The sequence below is a fragment of the Planktotalea sp. genome, from assembly GCF_965659345.1.
GTDB lineage: Bacteria > Pseudomonadota > Alphaproteobacteria > Rhodobacterales > Rhodobacteraceae > Planktotalea.
Window position 1 is genome coordinate 21,306 of the sequence record NZ_CBFHVK010000007.1, and the last position, 16,939, is coordinate 38,244.

Annotated in this window: 18 protein-coding genes; 13 read left to right on the top strand and 5 right to left on the bottom strand. The window is 52.5% G+C overall.

Annotation, left to right across the window (positions count from 1 at the left end):
• Positions 1-24: 24 nt before the first annotated feature.
• From ACTG3Z_RS06920 to ACTG3Z_RS06930, 3 genes are read left to right on the top strand one after another with little or no spacing between them, the layout of a single operon-like run.
• Positions 25-363, top strand: coding sequence for a DUF952 domain-containing protein (locus ACTG3Z_RS06920; protein WP_439142129.1), 339 nt, complete (start codon positions 25-27; stop codon positions 361-363).
• Complete coding sequence (locus ACTG3Z_RS06925) at positions 360-794, top strand: DUF1330 domain-containing protein (protein WP_439142131.1); 435 nt, start codon at positions 360-362, stop codon at positions 792-794. The genes ACTG3Z_RS06920 and ACTG3Z_RS06925 overlap by 4 nt, the downstream gene beginning before the upstream one ends.
• Positions 794-1,852: a quinone-dependent dihydroorotate dehydrogenase gene (locus tag ACTG3Z_RS06930; protein WP_439142353.1), complete on the top strand. Its 1,059-nt coding sequence runs from the start codon at positions 794-796 to the stop codon at positions 1,850-1,852. The genes ACTG3Z_RS06925 and ACTG3Z_RS06930 overlap by 1 nt, the downstream gene beginning before the upstream one ends.
• Here ACTG3Z_RS06930 and ACTG3Z_RS06935 read toward each other — a convergent pair.
• The 3 genes from ACTG3Z_RS06935 to ACTG3Z_RS06945 are packed head-to-tail and all read right to left on the bottom strand — an operon-like array spanning position 1,849 to position 4,096.
• Positions 1,849-3,162 carry an MATE family efflux transporter gene (locus tag ACTG3Z_RS06935; protein WP_439142132.1) on the bottom strand — a complete coding sequence of 438 codons (1,314 nt, stop codon included), beginning with the start codon at positions 3,160-3,162 and terminating at the stop codon, positions 1,849-1,851. The two genes, ACTG3Z_RS06930 and ACTG3Z_RS06935, sit on opposite strands and share 4 nt — an antisense overlap.
• Entirely contained in the window at positions 3,159-3,671 is a 513-nt protein-coding gene (locus ACTG3Z_RS06940; RefSeq protein WP_439142134.1) for a PaaI family thioesterase, read from the bottom strand. The genes ACTG3Z_RS06935 and ACTG3Z_RS06940 overlap by 4 nt, the downstream gene beginning before the upstream one ends.
• A 2-nt stretch (positions 3,672-3,673) precedes the next feature.
• Complete coding sequence (locus ACTG3Z_RS06945; RefSeq protein ID WP_439142135.1) at positions 3,674-4,096, bottom strand: PaaI family thioesterase; 423 nt, start codon at positions 4,094-4,096, stop codon at positions 3,674-3,676.
• Between the two features lie 113 nt (positions 4,097-4,209).
• Here ACTG3Z_RS06945 and ACTG3Z_RS06950 point away from each other — a divergent pair, with 113 nt between their 5' ends.
• The 10 genes from ACTG3Z_RS06950 (at position 4,210) to ACTG3Z_RS06995 (ending at position 15,389) form a co-directional block, all read left to right on the top strand.
• Entirely contained in the window at positions 4,210-4,578 is a 369-nt protein-coding gene (locus ACTG3Z_RS06950) for a MerR family transcriptional regulator (protein ID WP_375264714.1), read from the top strand.
• Between the two features lie 233 nt (positions 4,579-4,811).
• Positions 4,812-5,219 carry a MerR family transcriptional regulator gene (locus ACTG3Z_RS06955; protein WP_375264713.1) on the top strand — a complete coding sequence of 136 codons (408 nt, stop codon included), beginning with the start codon at positions 4,812-4,814 and terminating at the stop codon, positions 5,217-5,219.
• Positions 5,220-5,309: 90 nt separating this feature from the next.
• Positions 5,310-7,091 carry an acyl-CoA dehydrogenase C-terminal domain-containing protein gene (locus ACTG3Z_RS06960; RefSeq protein WP_439142136.1) on the top strand — a complete coding sequence of 594 codons (1,782 nt, stop codon included), beginning with the start codon at positions 5,310-5,312 and terminating at the stop codon, positions 7,089-7,091.
• A gap of 46 nt (positions 7,092-7,137) precedes the next feature.
• The gene (locus ACTG3Z_RS06965) at positions 7,138-7,350 is read left to right on the top strand and encodes a hypothetical protein (RefSeq protein WP_439142137.1); all 213 of its coding nucleotides are present in this window, start codon (positions 7,138-7,140) and stop codon (positions 7,348-7,350) included.
• Between the two features lie 13 nt (positions 7,351-7,363).
• Positions 7,364-8,503, top strand: coding sequence for an acyl-CoA dehydrogenase family protein (locus tag ACTG3Z_RS06970; protein ID WP_439142138.1), 1,140 nt, complete (start codon positions 7,364-7,366; stop codon positions 8,501-8,503).
• Between the two features lie 288 nt (positions 8,504-8,791).
• Positions 8,792-9,436 (top strand): glutathione S-transferase family protein, encoded by a 645-nt coding sequence (locus ACTG3Z_RS06975; RefSeq protein ID WP_439142139.1) that lies wholly within the window; start codon positions 8,792-8,794, stop codon positions 9,434-9,436.
• Between the two features lie 12 nt (positions 9,437-9,448).
• The gene (locus tag ACTG3Z_RS06980) at positions 9,449-10,660 is read left to right on the top strand and encodes an acetyl-CoA C-acetyltransferase (protein ID WP_439142140.1); all 1,212 of its coding nucleotides are present in this window, start codon (positions 9,449-9,451) and stop codon (positions 10,658-10,660) included.
• Positions 10,661-10,662: 2 nt separating this feature from the next.
• On the top strand, positions 10,663-11,274 hold the full coding sequence (locus ACTG3Z_RS06985; RefSeq protein WP_439142142.1) for a hypothetical protein: 612 nt from the start codon (positions 10,663-10,665) through the stop codon (positions 11,272-11,274).
• Between the two features lie 98 nt (positions 11,275-11,372).
• Positions 11,373-13,577 (top strand): 3-hydroxyacyl-CoA dehydrogenase NAD-binding domain-containing protein, encoded by a 2,205-nt coding sequence (locus tag ACTG3Z_RS06990; RefSeq protein ID WP_439142144.1) that lies wholly within the window; start codon positions 11,373-11,375, stop codon positions 13,575-13,577.
• 255 nt (positions 13,578-13,832) lie between these two features.
• Positions 13,833-15,389, top strand: coding sequence for a hypothetical protein (locus ACTG3Z_RS06995; protein ID WP_439142145.1), 1,557 nt, complete (start codon positions 13,833-13,835; stop codon positions 15,387-15,389).
• Positions 15,390-15,477: 88 nt separating this feature from the next.
• On the opposite strand, the gene ACTG3Z_RS07000 is transcribed toward ACTG3Z_RS06995, so the two are convergent.
• Positions 15,478-16,080 (bottom strand): Hint domain-containing protein, encoded by a 603-nt coding sequence (locus ACTG3Z_RS07000; RefSeq protein ID WP_439142147.1) that lies wholly within the window; start codon positions 16,078-16,080, stop codon positions 15,478-15,480.
• A gap of 185 nt (positions 16,081-16,265) precedes the next feature.
• Positions 16,266-16,910 carry a sulfotransferase family 2 domain-containing protein gene (locus ACTG3Z_RS07005; RefSeq protein WP_439142148.1) on the bottom strand — a complete coding sequence of 215 codons (645 nt, stop codon included), beginning with the start codon at positions 16,908-16,910 and terminating at the stop codon, positions 16,266-16,268.
• Positions 16,911-16,939: the final 29 nt, after the last annotated feature.

A 16,939-nucleotide genomic window follows, 5' to 3' on the forward strand; every position in this document is an offset into this window, starting at 1 on the left:
GTCGCTTGTCGCATCACGGCCCCCATGAAAATTTACAAAATCTTTCGCGCCGACGAATGGGCGCAGCTTCGCCGCGACAAAGTCACCACAGGCGCGCCAATTGATGTGGCCGACGGTTACGTTCATTTTTCCACGGCTGCACAGGCGCAGGAAACCGCTGACAAACACTTTGCAGGTGTTGAAGGTCTGTACCTGCTCGGGTGCGACGCCAATGCGATGGGCAGCGCGCTCAAGTGGGAAATCTCGCGCGGCGGCGCTGAATTTCCCCACCTCTATCGTGAGCTACGTTTGGAAGATGTGGAGTGGGCACAACCATTGGAGTTGGTTGATGGCAAACATGCCTTTCCAGCAGGCCTCGTATGAGCGACATCCACCTCGATCCAACGCGCGCGCAGTTCGAAGCTTTTAAAGGCCTCAATCGCAATGCGCCGATTGAAATGCTCAACCTTGTGCGTTTTCGCGACGTCGCTGAGTATCCCGAAGATCATGCGCTGAGTGGTAAAAATCTCAGCGGTGCCGAAGCTTATGCCAACTATGGTGCTGAGACTGCACACATTTTAGAACGTGTTGGCGGCTCTATCCTTTGGCGTGGTGGATTTGAAACCGTGCTGATCGGACCTGAAGACGAACAGTGGGATGCCATGTTCATCGCGCGTTATCCAACAGCGCATGCCTTCCTCGCAATGGTCACAGCGCCTGATTACCAATTGGCCGTCGTGCATCGCCAAGCGGCTGTCGCAACATCGCGCTTGATCCGCACTAGCGGCGCGGATGGTGGAGCAAGTTTCGGATGATGCGTCTTATTGAACAAGTCGGCCTCAAAGCGCTGCGCAAGATGGATCCCGAGCAAGCGCATGGCCTTGCGATCAAAGCTTTGCAAACCGGCCTCGCCCCCGCGCCTGGTAAGATGACCAGCCCACGTTTGAAATGTGATCTTGCGGGCTTGCCGCTCGCCAATCCGATCGGCCTTGCCGCAGGGTTTGATAAGAACGCAGAAGCGTTGAACGGCCTAAGCAAATCCGGTTTCGGCTTCGTTGAAGTCGGCGCTGCGACCCCGCGTCCGCAGGACGGCAATGCAAAACCCCGCCTGTTTCGCCTGACAGAGGACAAAGCCGCGATCAATCGCTTTGGCTTCAACAATCAAGGGATGGACGCCATCGGTGCGCGGCTGGCTCAACGACCCAAAGATATGGTGCTTGGCTTGAACCTTGGCGCGAATAAAGACAGTGAAGACCGCGCGCGCGACTTTGCAACAGTGCTTAGTCAGTGTGGTGCCCATGTGGACTTTGCGACCGTAAACGTCAGTTCCCCAAACACCGAAAAACTGCGTGACCTGCAAGGGTCAGCCGCGCTCACCGCGCTTTTGAAAGGCGTCATGGACGCGCGCGCTATGCTTGAGCGGCAAATCCCTGTTTTCCTCAAGATCGCACCCGATCTAAACGACGCGGAATTGGCAGAGATAGCTGACGTTGCACTTGTCACAGGTGTGCAAGGTATCATCACCACCAACACAACGCTTTCTCGCGAGGGCTTGCAAAGTGCTCACAAAGACCAAGCAGGTGGCCTTTCTGGCGCGCCTTTGTTTGAAAGCTCAACACGCGTTTTGGCGAAAATGTCGTCCCTGACAGATGGAAAGCTTCCCCTGATCGGTGTGGGCGGTGTCAGCAACGCACAGCAAGCTTATGCCAAAATTTGTGCAGGCGCATCAGCGGTCCAGCTCTACACAGCTCTTGTTTATGGCGGGCTTTCGCTTGCGGGTGACATCGTGCGTGGCTTGGACGAACTGCTTGAAAAAGATGGGCACGCGAACGTCAAAGATGCGATTGGCAGCAAGCGCAGCGACTGGCTTTAAGCCGCTGCGCGCTCCAGCGATGGATAGCGCCATCCTAGCGTGATGCCACGCGCAACGAACGAAATCAGCAGGGCAAGCCATAGACCATGATTGCCGATCAAAGGCATCAATATCATCAAAGCAATCACGTAAATGATCGCCGACACAGCCATCATATTGCGCATATCGGCACTGCGCGTCGCGCCGATAAAGATACCGTCAAGCATCCAAGCCGCGCATCCAACCAAAGGCGCGGCAATCATGTAGGGTAAATACGCCCGGGCCTCTACCCGCACATCAGGTGCTGTTGTCATAAGATCAATAATCCAAGGACCAAAGAGCGCAAATGCACTGGCTGTTATCACGACACTCACAGCGCCCCAAAAGCTCGTCATCAAAGCCGCGCGCCGCACCCGCGCAACACTGCGCGAACCCATTGCTTGGCCGACCAAAGTTTCAGCAGCAATCGCAAACCCATCCATCGCGTAGGCAGTGATTTCGAGAAACTGCAAAAGCACGTGATTGGCAGCCAGCGTCACATCGCCAAAGCGCGCACCCAAAAAGACAAAGCTCATAAAGATACCTTGTAGCATGACAGACCGCATCAAAATATCACTGTTCACACGGGCAAAACGTATCATTTGCGCGCGCTCAAAGACGCGAGGCCAGTCTTTCCATGCGGGGGTTTTCAGCACATCCCGACACAGCCAAAGCCCCAGCAGCAAGCCACTCCATTCCGCGATAAGCGTTGCAATCGCAACCCCTTCGACACCCCACTCCAACCCCAGCACGAACCAAAGATCGAGCCCGATGTTCAACAGGTTCATCCATAACTGCACAAGTAGGACGGAGCGCGTGCGGCCAAGACCAATCATCCATCCAGTGAGCGCATAGATCCCGATCGCGGCGGGCGCGCCATAAATACGGATGACAATATATGTGCTTGCAAGCGTTTCGACCTCTTCGCTTGCCGGGGCCGTTTGCAGGGCGAGCCACATCAGCGGCATTTGCAGCGCAACAATCATAAATCCTGCGCCTAGCGCGATGATCATTGCACGTGACAACAGCGCAGACACTTCGCCCGTGCGCCCTGCCCCATGGGCTTGCGCGGTAAAACCGGCAGTGCCCATGCGCAAAAAGCCGAAGATCCAATAGATCGCAGTGAGTGCAATTGCGCCAATTCCAACGGCACCAATAGGAGCGGCTTGGCCCATTTGGCCGACGACACCTGTGTCTACGGCTCCAAGGATCGGGACCGTCGCGTTCGAGAGCACAACAGGCAGCGCAACGGTCAGCACGCGCCTATGTGTTATCGGCAGCGGTTCACTCAAACGCTTTCACGCCTTGGCATCAAGAAATGTGCTGTACCATGCGCGATAGGGCGATCATGATTGTCTTGCCACGCTTTGACTTGCACAGACGCATAGCGTCGTCCGGCGCGGGTGACGCGCGCGCGTGCATACGCATCACGCGGCAAACCAGAGCGCATATAATCTACCGTGAAATCAATTGTTTTTGGAAGCCGCGGCAAGGTTCCCGCTTGCAAGTCTTCCAAGCTGATGACGCCGCTTTCAATATCTTCCCACAACAGCGACCAACTCAGCTCGATAATGGCGCTAACCTCTAAAAAGGCTGCTGTCACGCCCCCATGAATAGCGGGTAAAAACGGGTTGCCGATGAGCTTTTCATCAAATGGCAAAAGCGCCGTGAGTTCATCACCACGTCGATCAAACTGAATACCCAAAAATTTGATGTAGGGAACGCCGCCGACCAAAGCGCTTAAGGCCGCATCACGGCGCTTTTTCACATCCTGTACTGGCTCTGGAGGTTTACGCGCCATTCTTAGCGTCCCTCCACAGTGAATGTACCAGTTGCCATAGCGACTGGATTGGCATCGTCTTCATCAAGCGCAACTGCGCGCACAAATGCAACGGACCGTGTGATGTGATGACATTCCGCTTGTGCGCGAATGCTATGGCCGGGCGTCGCAGGGCGCATATAGTCTATTCGCAAATCAATCGTCGCTGTACCCGCTGGCGCATCAGGGTGGCTCATCACTGCGGCCCCGCCACAGGTATCCATCAGCGCCGAAACTGCACCGCCGTGAATGACCCCTGTTTTTGGATCACCCACCAGCTTGAGATCATAGGGCATGCTAATTTCTGCTTTGCCCTCACCGATTTGTGTCAACTCCATCCCGAGCGCAGAGGCATGGGGAATTGCGTTGATAAACTGTTTGGCAAATTCCGCTTTGCGCTCTGACATATCCGACTCCTCGCGGGCTTGCTCCTTTATGAGCGTCAATTGCACTGAGGGGCAAGTCCAGTGGTTGCCCTTCCCGCGCAGCAAGCCTAACCTTAGGGGCAGGAGTACTAAGAATGTCCGACATCAGGCTAAGTTTTAAAGAAATGTGCGCGCGCTTTGATGTGACGCCACGTACGTTACGGTATTACGAGTATATTGAGTTGCTCGAGCCGGAACGTGAAGGCCGTTCCCGATTCTACAGTGCCCGCGAATGCGCGCGCATGACGCTAATTCTGCGTGGCCGTAAATTTGGCATCAAGCTCGAAGAAATTCGTCAGTGGCTAAAAATCTATGAAAATGAAGGCACTGACGCCCAGCGCACTGCTTTTGTTGAAATGGCAGATCGCCAATTGATAGAGCTGGAAGACCAAGCGCTACAACTTGCCGAAGCTATTAAAGAATTGCGTTCGCTACGGGGCGAAACGTTAAAAAAGCTGAAATAGCGGCGCTTCAGCTCGGATTCAAACTCACTGCTGTTCAACCTTTAGGCGATTTTGACGCATTCCTCAGGTTGTTCCCCGTTCTTTTTTAACACATTCATTGCATTACGCTGGTGTAAGTTACGTAAACCTGAAATTGACGTAACGTACCTACTACGTAAACTTAGGCGATCGTTGTATCGATGATTCTAACGCCTAGGTGATGAGCTAAGAACGCCAGGATGAGTGAGAGATTTATGCAAACGACTGAAACACAAATGACCATTCGTGAAATGTGCGACGCATTCGATGTAACACCGCGCACTTTGCGATTTTATGAGTCCAAAGAGCTGCTATTCCCCAAGCGGGATGGACAAAAGCGCCTGTTCACCAAACGTGATCGTGCCCGCCTAAAGTTGATCCTACGCGGGAAGCGCTTTGGCTTCAGCCTTGAAGAAATTCGTCAATTGCTCGACCTCTATCACGTGGGTGACCAGCAGCACACGCAAATGAACCGCACGCTCGAAATCGCGCATGACCGGCTCAATGATTTGATCAGTCAACGCGACGAGCTTGACAGCGCAATCGATGACCTACGTGAACAAATCAAATGGGGCGATAAAATCGTTAGCTCCATGAACCAAGCGCGAAAAGCGGCCGAATAATCCGGCCACTTTCACCAATTGCTGCCCGACCCATTTAAGCAGCGACACCAGACACGAAACCAAAGTTTTTGACCTATCAGGGAGTGGCCCATGCCTCGCTATACAGCCCCAACAAAAGACCTTCAGTTCATCATTCATGACGTTTTGAAAGCGACCGAGACTGGCATTCCGGGATACGACGAACTGGAAGCAGACTTTACAGGTGCCGTTCTTGAAGAAGCGGGCAAAATCGCGTCCGACGTCTTGCAACCGCTGAACACGATTGGCGACACCGAAGGCTGTACGCTAGAAAACGGTGTCGTGCGCACTCCAACAGGGTTCAAAGCTGCATTCGAACAAGTGAAAGAAGGCGGTTGGCCGGGACTGGATATGCCAGAGCAATATGGCGGTCAGAACATGCCAGCACTTATCGGCACTGCCGTGGGCGAGTTGTTTTCTGCCTCGAACCAAGCATTCACGATGTATCAGGGCCTGACCCACGGTGCTGCTTCTGCAATTTTAGCGCACGGCACAGACGCGCAGAAAGACAAATATCTGCCCAACATGGTGTCTTGCGAATGGACGGGCACAATGAACCTCACTGAACCTCATTGCGGTACAGACCTTGGCCTGATGCGCACGAAAGCAGCTCCACAAGAGGACGGTTCTTTCAAGATTACAGGTCAGAAGATATTCATCTCTTCTGGTGAACATGACATGGCGGAAAACATCATTCACTTGGTTTTGGCCAAGATTGAGGGTGGCCCTGAAGGCATCAAAGGCGTGTCTTTGTTTATCGTGCCAAAGTTCAATGTGAACGATGATGGCTCTTTGGGTGCACGTAACGGTGTTGCAGTTGGCTCCATCGAAGAGAAAATGGGCATCCACGGCAATTCCACTTGTGTGATGAACTATGATGACGCGACTGGCTACCTTTTGGGCGAAGAGCACAAAGGCATGCGGGCGATGTTCACCATGATGAACGAAGCGCGACTTGGCGTCGGTATGCAAGGACTTGCGCAAGCAGATGCTGCCTACCAGAACGCGGTTGATTACGCAAAAGACCGGCTTCAGGGCCGTGCAGTCACAGGCACTGAAAATCCCGATGGCCCTGCCGACCCACTGATCGTACATCCCGACATTCGTCGCTCCTTGATGGATCAAAAGAGCTTCACAGAGGGCGCACGCGCGTTCCTGTTGTGGGGCGCGACAATGATCGATGATGCACATCGCTCAGATAACAAGGATGCTGATGGTCTCGTGTCCCTGCTCACACCTGTTATTAAAGGGTTCTTGACGGATCAGGGCTACGACATGACTGTCAAAGCGCAGCAAGTTTACGGTGGCCACGGCTACATCGAAGAATGGGGCATGTCGCAGTACACACGCGACGCACGCATCGCGATGATCTATGAGGGCGCAAATGGTGTGCAAGCGCTTGATCTTGTGGGTCGCAAATTGGCGCAAGATGGCGGCAAGCATGTCATGGCCTTCTTTGATATGGTGAAGACCTTCTGCAAAGAAAACGCAGGTCAGGATGAGGCATATGATGCTGAGTTTATCGACCCTTTAAAAGCGGCGTCCAAAGACCTTCAGGCAGCGGGTATGTATTTCATGCAAAACGGCATGAAGAATCCCAACCACGCTTTGGCCGGCTCTAATGACTTCATGCATATGTTTGGACATGTTTGCCTTGGTCTGATGTGGGCGCGGATGGCAAAAGCATCGCGCGATGCCCTTGCCAGTGGCACATCCGACGTCGCGTTCCACGAGACGAAGCTAACCACGGGGCGTTATTATATGGCTCGTCAATTGCCTGCGACGGCTTTGCATTTGACACGAATCCAAAGTGGTGCGGATACTGTGATGGCGTTGGACGCAGCCAACTTCTGATAACCCACCTGCGTGGGAAACCACGCAGGCCACCAAAGGACACGCATTGCCAAAACGTTTTCGCCTTACGCGCCGCTTCTCGACAGCGATGACAGAAGATGGTTTTCGCCGTTTGAAAAAGTTTTCAAGCGATGCAGGGTTAGACGAAGGTGAGGCGCTGTCTTTTCTTTTCGAGAATTTTGACAGCGTGACAGATTCAGAGAATTTACCGCACCGCTTGCGGCTGTTTAATGCAGAGCTCGAGGCGCGAAAGCGGTAATGGGGAGAAGAGTATGAGCCATTGGATGACCGACGAGCATAAAATGCTTGCTGAGATGACATCGAACTTCATCAACACCGAATGGGCACCAAAATACGACAAATGGCGCAAACAAGGCCAGATGGATATCGAGACCTGGAAAGAAGCGGGCGACCTTGGTTTGCTTTGCCCCTCCATCCCCGAAGAGTACGGCGGCCTTGGTGGCGATTTCGGTCATGAAGCTGTGATCCTAAAGGAAGCTTCACGCGCCAATCTCGCGAGTTGGGGCCACGGCATCCACTCCGGCATCGTTGCGCATTATATTTTGCAGTGCGGTACGGAAGAGCAAAAAAAGCGACTTTTGCCTAAGATGATTTCCGGTGAGCTGGTCGGCGCTTTGGCGATGACAGAACCGTCTGGCGGCTCGGATGTCCAAGCGATCAAGACACGCGCGATCAAAGAGGGCAATTCATACCGGCTTACCGGACAAAAAACCTTTATCACCAATGGTCAACACGCCAACCTCATCGTTGTTGCCGCAAAGACCGATCCAAGCGAGGGCTCCAAAGGCACATCCTTGGTGATCGTTGAGACAGATGGCGCCACAGGGTTTGCGCGTGGCCGAAACCTTGACAAGATCGGTGCGCACGCTGCGGACACGTCTGAACTGTTCTTCGACAATGTCGAAATTCCACCAGAAAATATCCTTGGCGGTGAAGAGAACCAAGGCTTCTATCAGATGATGCAGCAGCTTCCCCAAGAGCGCCTTATTATAGGCTGTGGCGCGGTTGGTGCCATGGAAGGTGCTGTGGAGCGCACAATTGAATACTGCAAAGAGCGTCAGGCGTTTGGTGGTCCGATCATGCAATTTCAAAACACACGCTTTAAGCTTGCAGAATGCCAAACCAAAACAGCCGTTGCGCGCGCATTTCTTGATGAATGTATCGCAGAGCATCTAAAAGGTGAGCTCACTGTCGAAAAAGCTGCGATGGCAAAATACTGGTTGACCGACACGCAAGGCGAAGTGCTCGATGAATGTCTGCAACTTCACGGTGGTTATGGATTTATGCAAGAATACGCAGTTGCGGAAATGTGGACCGATGCGCGCGTTCAACGCATTTATGGTGGCACCAATGAGATCATGAAAGAGCTGATATCGCGCAGCTTTAAATAGGCGTTACCACTGGTTGAAAGCGACCCTCTGGGAGGAGTTTACTTTGAAAAATGAAGCCGAACATAGTGACCCCATCACCCGTCTCGCAGTCTCGCTAGGCGGCAACAGCGCAGGGCGATGGGGCTTCACTTTTCACATGGCTCAACTCTCCAGTCTGCCATGCGTAATCACCTGTAACGCATTAACCTTAATCAGGCGTAAATTTCGCCCTTCATTTTTCTAGAAAAACTCCACGGGGGTCTGGGGGTGTGAAACACCCAGTCTACTCTCTCACAAAGGACCACTCATATGACACTAAAGCTCTATTGTTTCGGCGAAAGCGGCAACGCTTACAAAGCCGCGTTGACTTTGGAATTGTCAGGACTGTCCTGGGATCCTGAATACGTTGATTTCTTTGGCGGTGAAACACGCACTGCGGAGTACAAATCTAACATCAACGAAATGGGCGAAGCGCCCGTTTTGATCGACACAGATCACGACTATAAAATCACCCAATCAGGTGCGATTCAGGACTATATCGTTCACTTAAGCGGCAAGCTTAACGGTTCCACACCAGAGGAGCGGCGCGAAGTGTTGCGTTGGGTTTTATGGGACAATCACAAGCTCTCCTCCATCGCTGGCATGACGCGTTTTTTGATGAACTTTTTGCCAGAAAACAAACGACCGCAGGAAGTCATCGGGTTCAATCAAGGCAGGCTCCAAGCGGCCTACGCTGTCCTGAACGATCATCTTGCGGACAAAGAATGGATCGTCGGTACGTCTATGACCATCGCCGACCTTTCCTGTTGCGGCTACCTTTTTTACCCAGAACCCTACGGTTTCAACCGTGCGGACTGGCCCCATATCGATGCTTGGCTCACTCGGATTGAGCAAACGCCAGGCTGGAAGCACCCTTACGATTTGATGCCCGGCAGCCCTGCTGATCGCGCTTAAAGGAGACTGATTATGACCGAAGCTTACATTTACGACGCGTTGCGCACGCCGCGTGGCAAAGGCCGAAAAGATGGTGCGTTGCATGAAGTCACTTCACTACGCTTGAGCGCTCAAACATTGAATGCGGTGAAGTCTCGCAACAATCTTGAAGGTCATGCCGTTGAGGATGTGATCTGGGGGAATGTCACGCAGGTGATGGAGCAAGGCGGCTGCCTTGCGCGCTCTGCTGTTTTGGCATCTGACCTAGATGAACGCATTCCCGGCCTTGCCATCAACCGTTTCTGCGCGTCTGGCATGGAAGCTGTCAACCTTGCCGCCAACCAAGTCAAAGGTGGCGCAGGTGATGCCTATATCGCGGGCGGCGTTGAAATGATGGGTCGCGTTGCCATGGGCAGTGACGGTGCTGCCATCGCAGTTGATCCTAGCATTGCGATGGATCAGTATTTTGTGCCACAGGGCATTTCTGCAGATATCATCGCAACCGAATATGGCTTCACGCGCGACGAGGCCGATGCGCTTGCCGTAGAATCCCAGCGTCGTGCCAAGGTTGCTTGGGACGAAGGCCGTTTTGCCAAATCCGTGATCGGAATCAACGATCAAAACGGTATCCCGATCCTTGAGCATGACGAATACATGCGCCCGCAAACGGATATGCAAAGCCTTGGTTCGCTGAACCCTGCGTTCCAAGCCATGGGTGAAGTCATGCCTGGTTTCGACAAAATCGCGCTGATGAAATACCCTCACCTTGAACGGATCAACCATATTCACCACGCAGGTAATTCTTCTGGTATCGTTGATGGTGCCGCAGCGGTTCTAATCGGCAACAAAGAGTTCGGCGAAAAGCATGGTTTGAAGCCACGCGCGAAGATCCGCTCGACAGCGAAGATCGGCACGGATCCAACGATCATGCTGACAGGCCCTGTTCCGGTGACCGAAAAGATCCTTGCAGATAACGGCATGTCCATTTCTGACATTGATTTGTTCGAAGTGAATGAAGCCTTCGCCTCGGTCGTGATGCGCTTTATGCAAGCGTTCGATGTGGATCATGACAAGGTCAACGTGAATGGCGGGTCCATCGCGATGGGTCATCCATTGGGCGCAACCGGTGCGATTATTATCGGCACACTTCTCGATGAGCTCGAGCGCACAGGCAAAGGTGTTGGTCTTGCTACGCTTTGCATTGCATCTGGCATGGGTGCAGCAACAATTATTGAGCGCGTCTGAAGATGAGTGCAACACATAACCCACACACTGATCCGATAGCAGCAGCCGAGGACGAAGCGTTGCTTCGCCCTCGTTCTCCGGCGGTTATTCAAATGGAAAAGGACGCCTTGGAAGAGCAAGTGAGGGAAAGTGAAGCCCTTCACATCTACCAAGATTTCATCGACAGCATGAGCGAATGCAACATGTCACGCGATTTGGACGCTTGGTGTGATCTTCACTCGGTGCCCTACATGGTTCACCTCGATGATCTCGATAGTATCGTTAAATCACATGACGAGACTAGGCAGTTCCTCGAGATGTTAACCGAGCTGTCTGAGGAGCATGGCATCGATCAAATTACCCGGATCGGGGACAGTGCAAAACGGATCGGTCGTGACCAGATCGAGGGATATCATACCTGTTATCTCTTAAGCAACGGCAACGAAGTGCTAGAGCCCGTTGATTCCCGTCTGCGCATTCAAAAGATACGCGGGCGGTGGCGTATCGTCGACGTAACGAACAACCTCAGTAATCAAAAATATCCGTATGTGAGACCGCAGGTTTCGGACGGGCTGCAAACATCACATGCGATAGAGAGCCGAATGAAGCGCTCACACAGTCCCAAATCAAGCTAAGCAACACAAGAAAACGGTGCGAATTCGAAAGACCGAATGACGATCAAGAACCTAATGATCTCTTCCTCAACCGATCGCCTCGAAACAGGAGTTAAACTATGACCGACTTTACCATGATCAAAGATGCTGAGGGCATCGCAACGATCACATGGAATGCCGTTGGCAAGACCATGAACGTGATGAACCAACAAGGTTTTGAAGACTTAGAAGCGCACATCGACGACGCGTTGGCAGATGAGGCCGTAAAAGGGATTATCATCACATCAGGCAAGCCTGATAGCTTTGCGGGCGGTATGGATTTGAATGTGCTCGCCGACATGAAAGCCCAAGCCGGTGAAAACGCCGCAAAGGGTTTATTTGAAGGTATCATGCAGATTCATACACTGATGCGAAAGATCGAGCGCGCGGGCATGGATCCAAAGACTAACAAAGGCGGCAAGCCGATTGCTTCGGTGCTTCCAGGCACGGCTGTCGGGATTGGTTTGGAACTTCCACTTTGCACGCATCGCTCATTTTGCGCGGACAATCCTAAGGCGAAGATCGGCCTGCCAGAAATCATGGTTGGTATTTTCCCTGGTGCAGGTGGCACGACACGTTTTGTTCGTAAAATGGGCGCTATGGCGGCATCACCCTTCTTGCTTGAGGGCAAATTGCTCAACCCTGCGAAGGCGAAAGCGGCTGGCATGATCGATGAAGTCAGCGCTGATCCAATGGCTGATGCGCGCGCTTGGGTCCTTTCCGCAAAAGACGCGGACCTCGTGAAACCTTGGGACGCGAAGGGCTACAAAATGCCTGGCGGCGCACCTTATCATCCTGCTGGTTTCATGACTTTCGTTGGTGCTTCCGCGATGGTGAACGGTAAGACACAAGGCGCATTTCCCGCGGCGAAAGCTTTGCTGAGCGCGGTCTATGAGGGCGCACTCGTACCGTTCGACACAGCGTTGAAGGTCGAGGCGCGCTGGTTCACCAATATCCTGATGAACCCATCATCGTCCGCAATGATCCGGTCTTTGTTCTTGAACAAAGAAGCTTTGGAGAAAGGCGCTGTGCGTCCAGACGGCGTCGCAGATCAGCGCGTCAAAAAGATCGGCGTTCTTGGTGCGGGCATGATGGGTGCGGGCATTGCGCTCGTTTCTGCGCAAGCTGGAATGGAGGTCGTTTTGATCGACCAAAATCAAGAAAGCGCAGACAAGGGTAAAGCCTACTCCGCGAGCTTTATGGACAAAGGTATCGCGCGCAAGAAAGCAACGCCCGAGAAGAAAGAAGCACTTTTGAACCTCATCACGGCAACCACCGATTTGAACGCACTTGAAGGTGCGGACCTGATTATCGAGGCTGTCTTTGAAGATCCAAAGGTCAAGGCAGAGATTACCGCGAAAGTAGAAGCCGTGATTCCAGAAGATTGCATCTTCGCGTCCAACACCTCGACCTTGCCAATCAGCGACTTGGCCAAAGCGTCAAAACGTCCTGAGCAGTTCATTGGCATTCACTTCTTCTCACCCGTTGAGAAAATGTTGCTGGTGGAAATCATCAAAGGGGCTGAAACGGGGGATCGCGCCGTTGCAAAAGCGCTCGATTATGTGCGCCAGATCCGCAAGACGCCCATCGTTGTGAATGATGCGCGCTTCTTCTATGCGAACCGCTGTATCATTCCCTACATCAATGAAGGTGTGCGCATGGTGGGTGAAGGGGTCGAGCCTGCTTTGGTGGACAACGCCGCGCGTCAGCTTGGCTTCCCTGTGGGTCCTTTGCAGCTCAATGATGAGACATCGATTGACCTTGGCGTGAAGATCGCCAAAGCCACAAAAGAAGCTCTTGGCAATGCCTATGACGCAGGCGCGGCAGACGATGTTTTGTTCTACTTGTTTGATCAGGGCCGCATGGGTCGCAAGGCAAATGCTGGTTATTATGAGTACGACGAAAAAGGAAAGCGTGTCGGAATCTGGGGTGGCCTGCGTGACAAGTTCCCTGTGTCGGAGGAGCAGCCAAGCCTGATCGACGTTCAGCACCGTTTGATGTTCTCACAGTGTTTGGAAGCTGTGCGCGCTTTGGAAGAAGGCGTGTTGATGGACATTCGTGAAGGCGACGTTGGCGCGATCTTGGGTTGGGGCTTTGCTCCTTGGTCCGGTGGGCCGCTGTCATGGCTCGATATGCTAGGATCTGCTTATGCAGCAGAGCGCTGTGACGAGCTGGAAGCAATGTTCGGCCAGCGTTTCAAATGTCCCGATTTGCTGCGCGAAATGGCGGCGAAGAACCAAAGCTTCTACGGGCGCTTTGGCAACGAAAAAGCCGCAGCGGCCTGATTGACTTCAAATCCAGAACAATAGGGCGCATTTCGGTGCGCCCTATTTACTTTTCAGAGGTAGTTTTTCTGGGCAGCACCAGTCTTGGTAAGGCCTGATTTGGTCGATTTTCACTGAAATTAAGCAGAATTCATTCAATAACCTCAACTATCTGCAAATTTGCAGTTTCAAGTCTGCACTTAAGAGGCTTGAAGCATAAGACCCCATCAACCCACATTAAAAGTGTTCAGACGACGCAGACGTGGGAGCATTCAGATGGGCATTGCAATTCTTCTATTGTTACCGTTGCTTCTGTTGATGTTCGACTCTTCGGGTTCCGACGACATTGCATTTGAAACCGAACCCGTTGAAACGCTTCAGGCTGATGACGAGGACGCCACAATCAGACCTATCGAACCCGATGGGAGTAATGAAATCGAACGGACCGGCCTGATCGTGCCGGATGAATTGTTCGGTGCAAATGCGGTCTATTCGGTGCACACCGATGCGGGCATACCAACCGAAACCTTCAACAGTGCGTTGGATGCTTTTGAAGTCGACGGTGTCCGTTTTCCAGCAGGCCAAGCAGAGATGGACCCTGGGGATGTGGACGGTTTGGATGCGCTTGATATCACCCAGTTGACGGCTCAGGGTGATTTACGCCCAGAACTGACGGCTTTCATGGATGGCATTGATGCCGATGTCATTTTGACGATCCCCACCACAACCCCGCTATCCAGCTATGGTGACGATCTAGACACCTGGGCGGGATTGGTCATGCAAGAATATGGCGACAAGATTTCAGCTTTTGAGATTGGAAATGAATACTGGGCCTTCATGGGCGAGACCGAATATGGCCAGCGCGCGAATATCGCGGTGCAAGCGCTCGCTCGGGGTATAGACGCCGCAGGGGCCGAAGAAGCCGATATCCTTGTTCAAATGGCATCGACCTATAATCAGTCAGAATTCGCTTCTTCGCGCAGCAGCGCTGGTTTCATTGATCGTCTAACAGCGGCCAATAACACAATCATTGACCAGTTCAGCGCAACAACACTTGCGGAAATTGACGGGGTTGTTGAGCATTACTATTGGAACAAATCCCCAATCCCTTTCGAGAATACTTCTAGCGAAATCAGGTACATGGATGTGGACTTCGATGTTTGGCAAAGCCGCTTCACCCAAGACCTTGATTTTCACATTACCGAATGGAACCTGAAAATGGGCAACTGCCCTTGTAACGGTTTGCGCAGTATGGCGATCCATGTGGAAATGGTGGAAAATATGGTCGAACTGGGGGTCGACAGCGCACAGGTTTGGCCGATTGTTCACAACACGACAAACGATCTGGGCGGCCCTTATGATGACGGTGTCGTTGAAACCGACGCGCAGGGCCGAGTGATTGAAACAGTGCGCGGTGCGATTTTCGATCTTATGTCCGAAGCTCTGCCCGGCAAGGAGCTTATCAAACTCGATATTGCAAGCGTCGAGAACGGTATGGAGATCGCAGCCTATGAGCGCGATGGCGAGTTCGTATTCTACTTGGGCAGCAACTCGACCGCCCAAGAGAATTTTACAGTGGACCTCAGAGAGATCATTCCCAACTTCAGCTCTGCCGAGGGCGTTCAAATTGGATATGATCGGGCGACCTCCGACGGCCAATACTGGAAACCCGGCGAAGGGCGCGTTGAAGCGCTATCGGTGCAGATTGATGGTGATATGTATTATTTGAACGAACATGACACGCGCGCTGAGCTAACTGATTTCGCCTATCAGTCTCCGGTCATCAATGTGTCGCTGAACCCTTATGAAGTGATCCAGATCACCGCGCGCTGAGCCGCACCTAGAGACAACGATCACTCAGAACGGCAAAGGGCCCGCAATTGCGAGCCCTTTTCACATATTGGGAATTGAAGATTAGCGGTTATTGCTGCTGGTGCGCTGCGTTAAGGTCCTCAAGAACCTCAAACGTTTCTTCGGTGTTTAACACTTTATACTGAAGGGCAGGATCCGTTTCCTCAAACAGGTCACCCGCCGCAGGGATGTGAAAATGGAGCCCGGATTGTCCGTAAACAACCTCGTCATCCTCAAACTCAAGAACGATGGCTTCAATAGGTTGGCTTTGCTCGACGCAGTCTGCAAAACCATAAGCTTCCATAGAGCGCGGCATCAGAACCGCAAACGGGTCACCGCGGTGATCGACGGCAGCGTCGCTCTCAACCATGATGCCTTGCTCAGGCAAAACGACGACGTCTTGCGTGTTATCAAGCACATTTGCGTCAATGCGCACCGGGCGCAACGCAGCTGGGCAAGTTCCGCGACCGTCCCAGAGAAGAACGCGGCGCACACCAACAACAGAGCGAAAACCATGATCAAAGGTCAAAACCATGTCACCGCAGCAGATAGCTTCGACAGGTCGCCAACCAAAGGATGTGGCAATCGCAGTTCCGACAAGAATTCCAGTCGCTTCAACTGAAGGTATAAGGTGTGGCGCACTTTTTGGCGCCTGAGCAGTCCAATCTAACATTTTTTCGTTTCCCAAAGATGTATCGTTCCAGGGGCAGCAGAACGATTTAGCAGCATCTAGAGTTAGACAGCGCTGCAAAGGCTGCGAAAGGGCTGAAAAACGGAGAAAACAAGGCACTGTTTCTGCACAGACGACAAAGCGGGACGCAGTAGGGGGAATGGTTACCAAAATTTCCCCGTAACCGCCTAAAACTGATAATTGAATCGCAAAATATCATCTTCGCAAATCTCACCAACAAACTCTGAAAGTGAGTCGTTGTAATAGATTCGGTAGTCTCTCGCCCGCTTAGACACGTTCACAACAGGCATCTTCAGCGCAAAGCCAAGATGGCTTTCAAGCGGCGTAACATCTTCCTCGAAATGCTCTATACGGATGTATTTCGCGCAACGCTCAACACCCGTGATATCACGCATATACGCCGCAGCGGGCCAAGACCGAAGCGCTTTAACAGTGATTTCATTTCGGACAAACGGTTCAAACTCTACCTGCTTTGCCAGTGCAACTGCACGATGTTCAAAGGTCTGCGCGCGCAGCCAATGATAGTAGCTGACCGCGCGATCCCATGGGTTGCGCACTAAGGTGACACAAAACATCTGTTCCAGTTCCTCAGGGCTCAAGATGCCATCTATATCAGCGAGGGTAGAGTGTTTCCAAAGCCGTCCTTTCGGGGTTAAGGCGTTGAGCCTTTTCTTTCGACGCTTCGCTTTTGGAGTGTCGCCAATGATAATGTCATCTGCTGCTGCGCGATCTTCCAACGCGAGCGTTAACGCCGTGCCGCCCGTTTTCGGGATGTGCACAAAGACGTAATTGCGGCTTTTGGAAATGATCATAGCATTTTGCTTTCAGGCTTTTGTCGCGA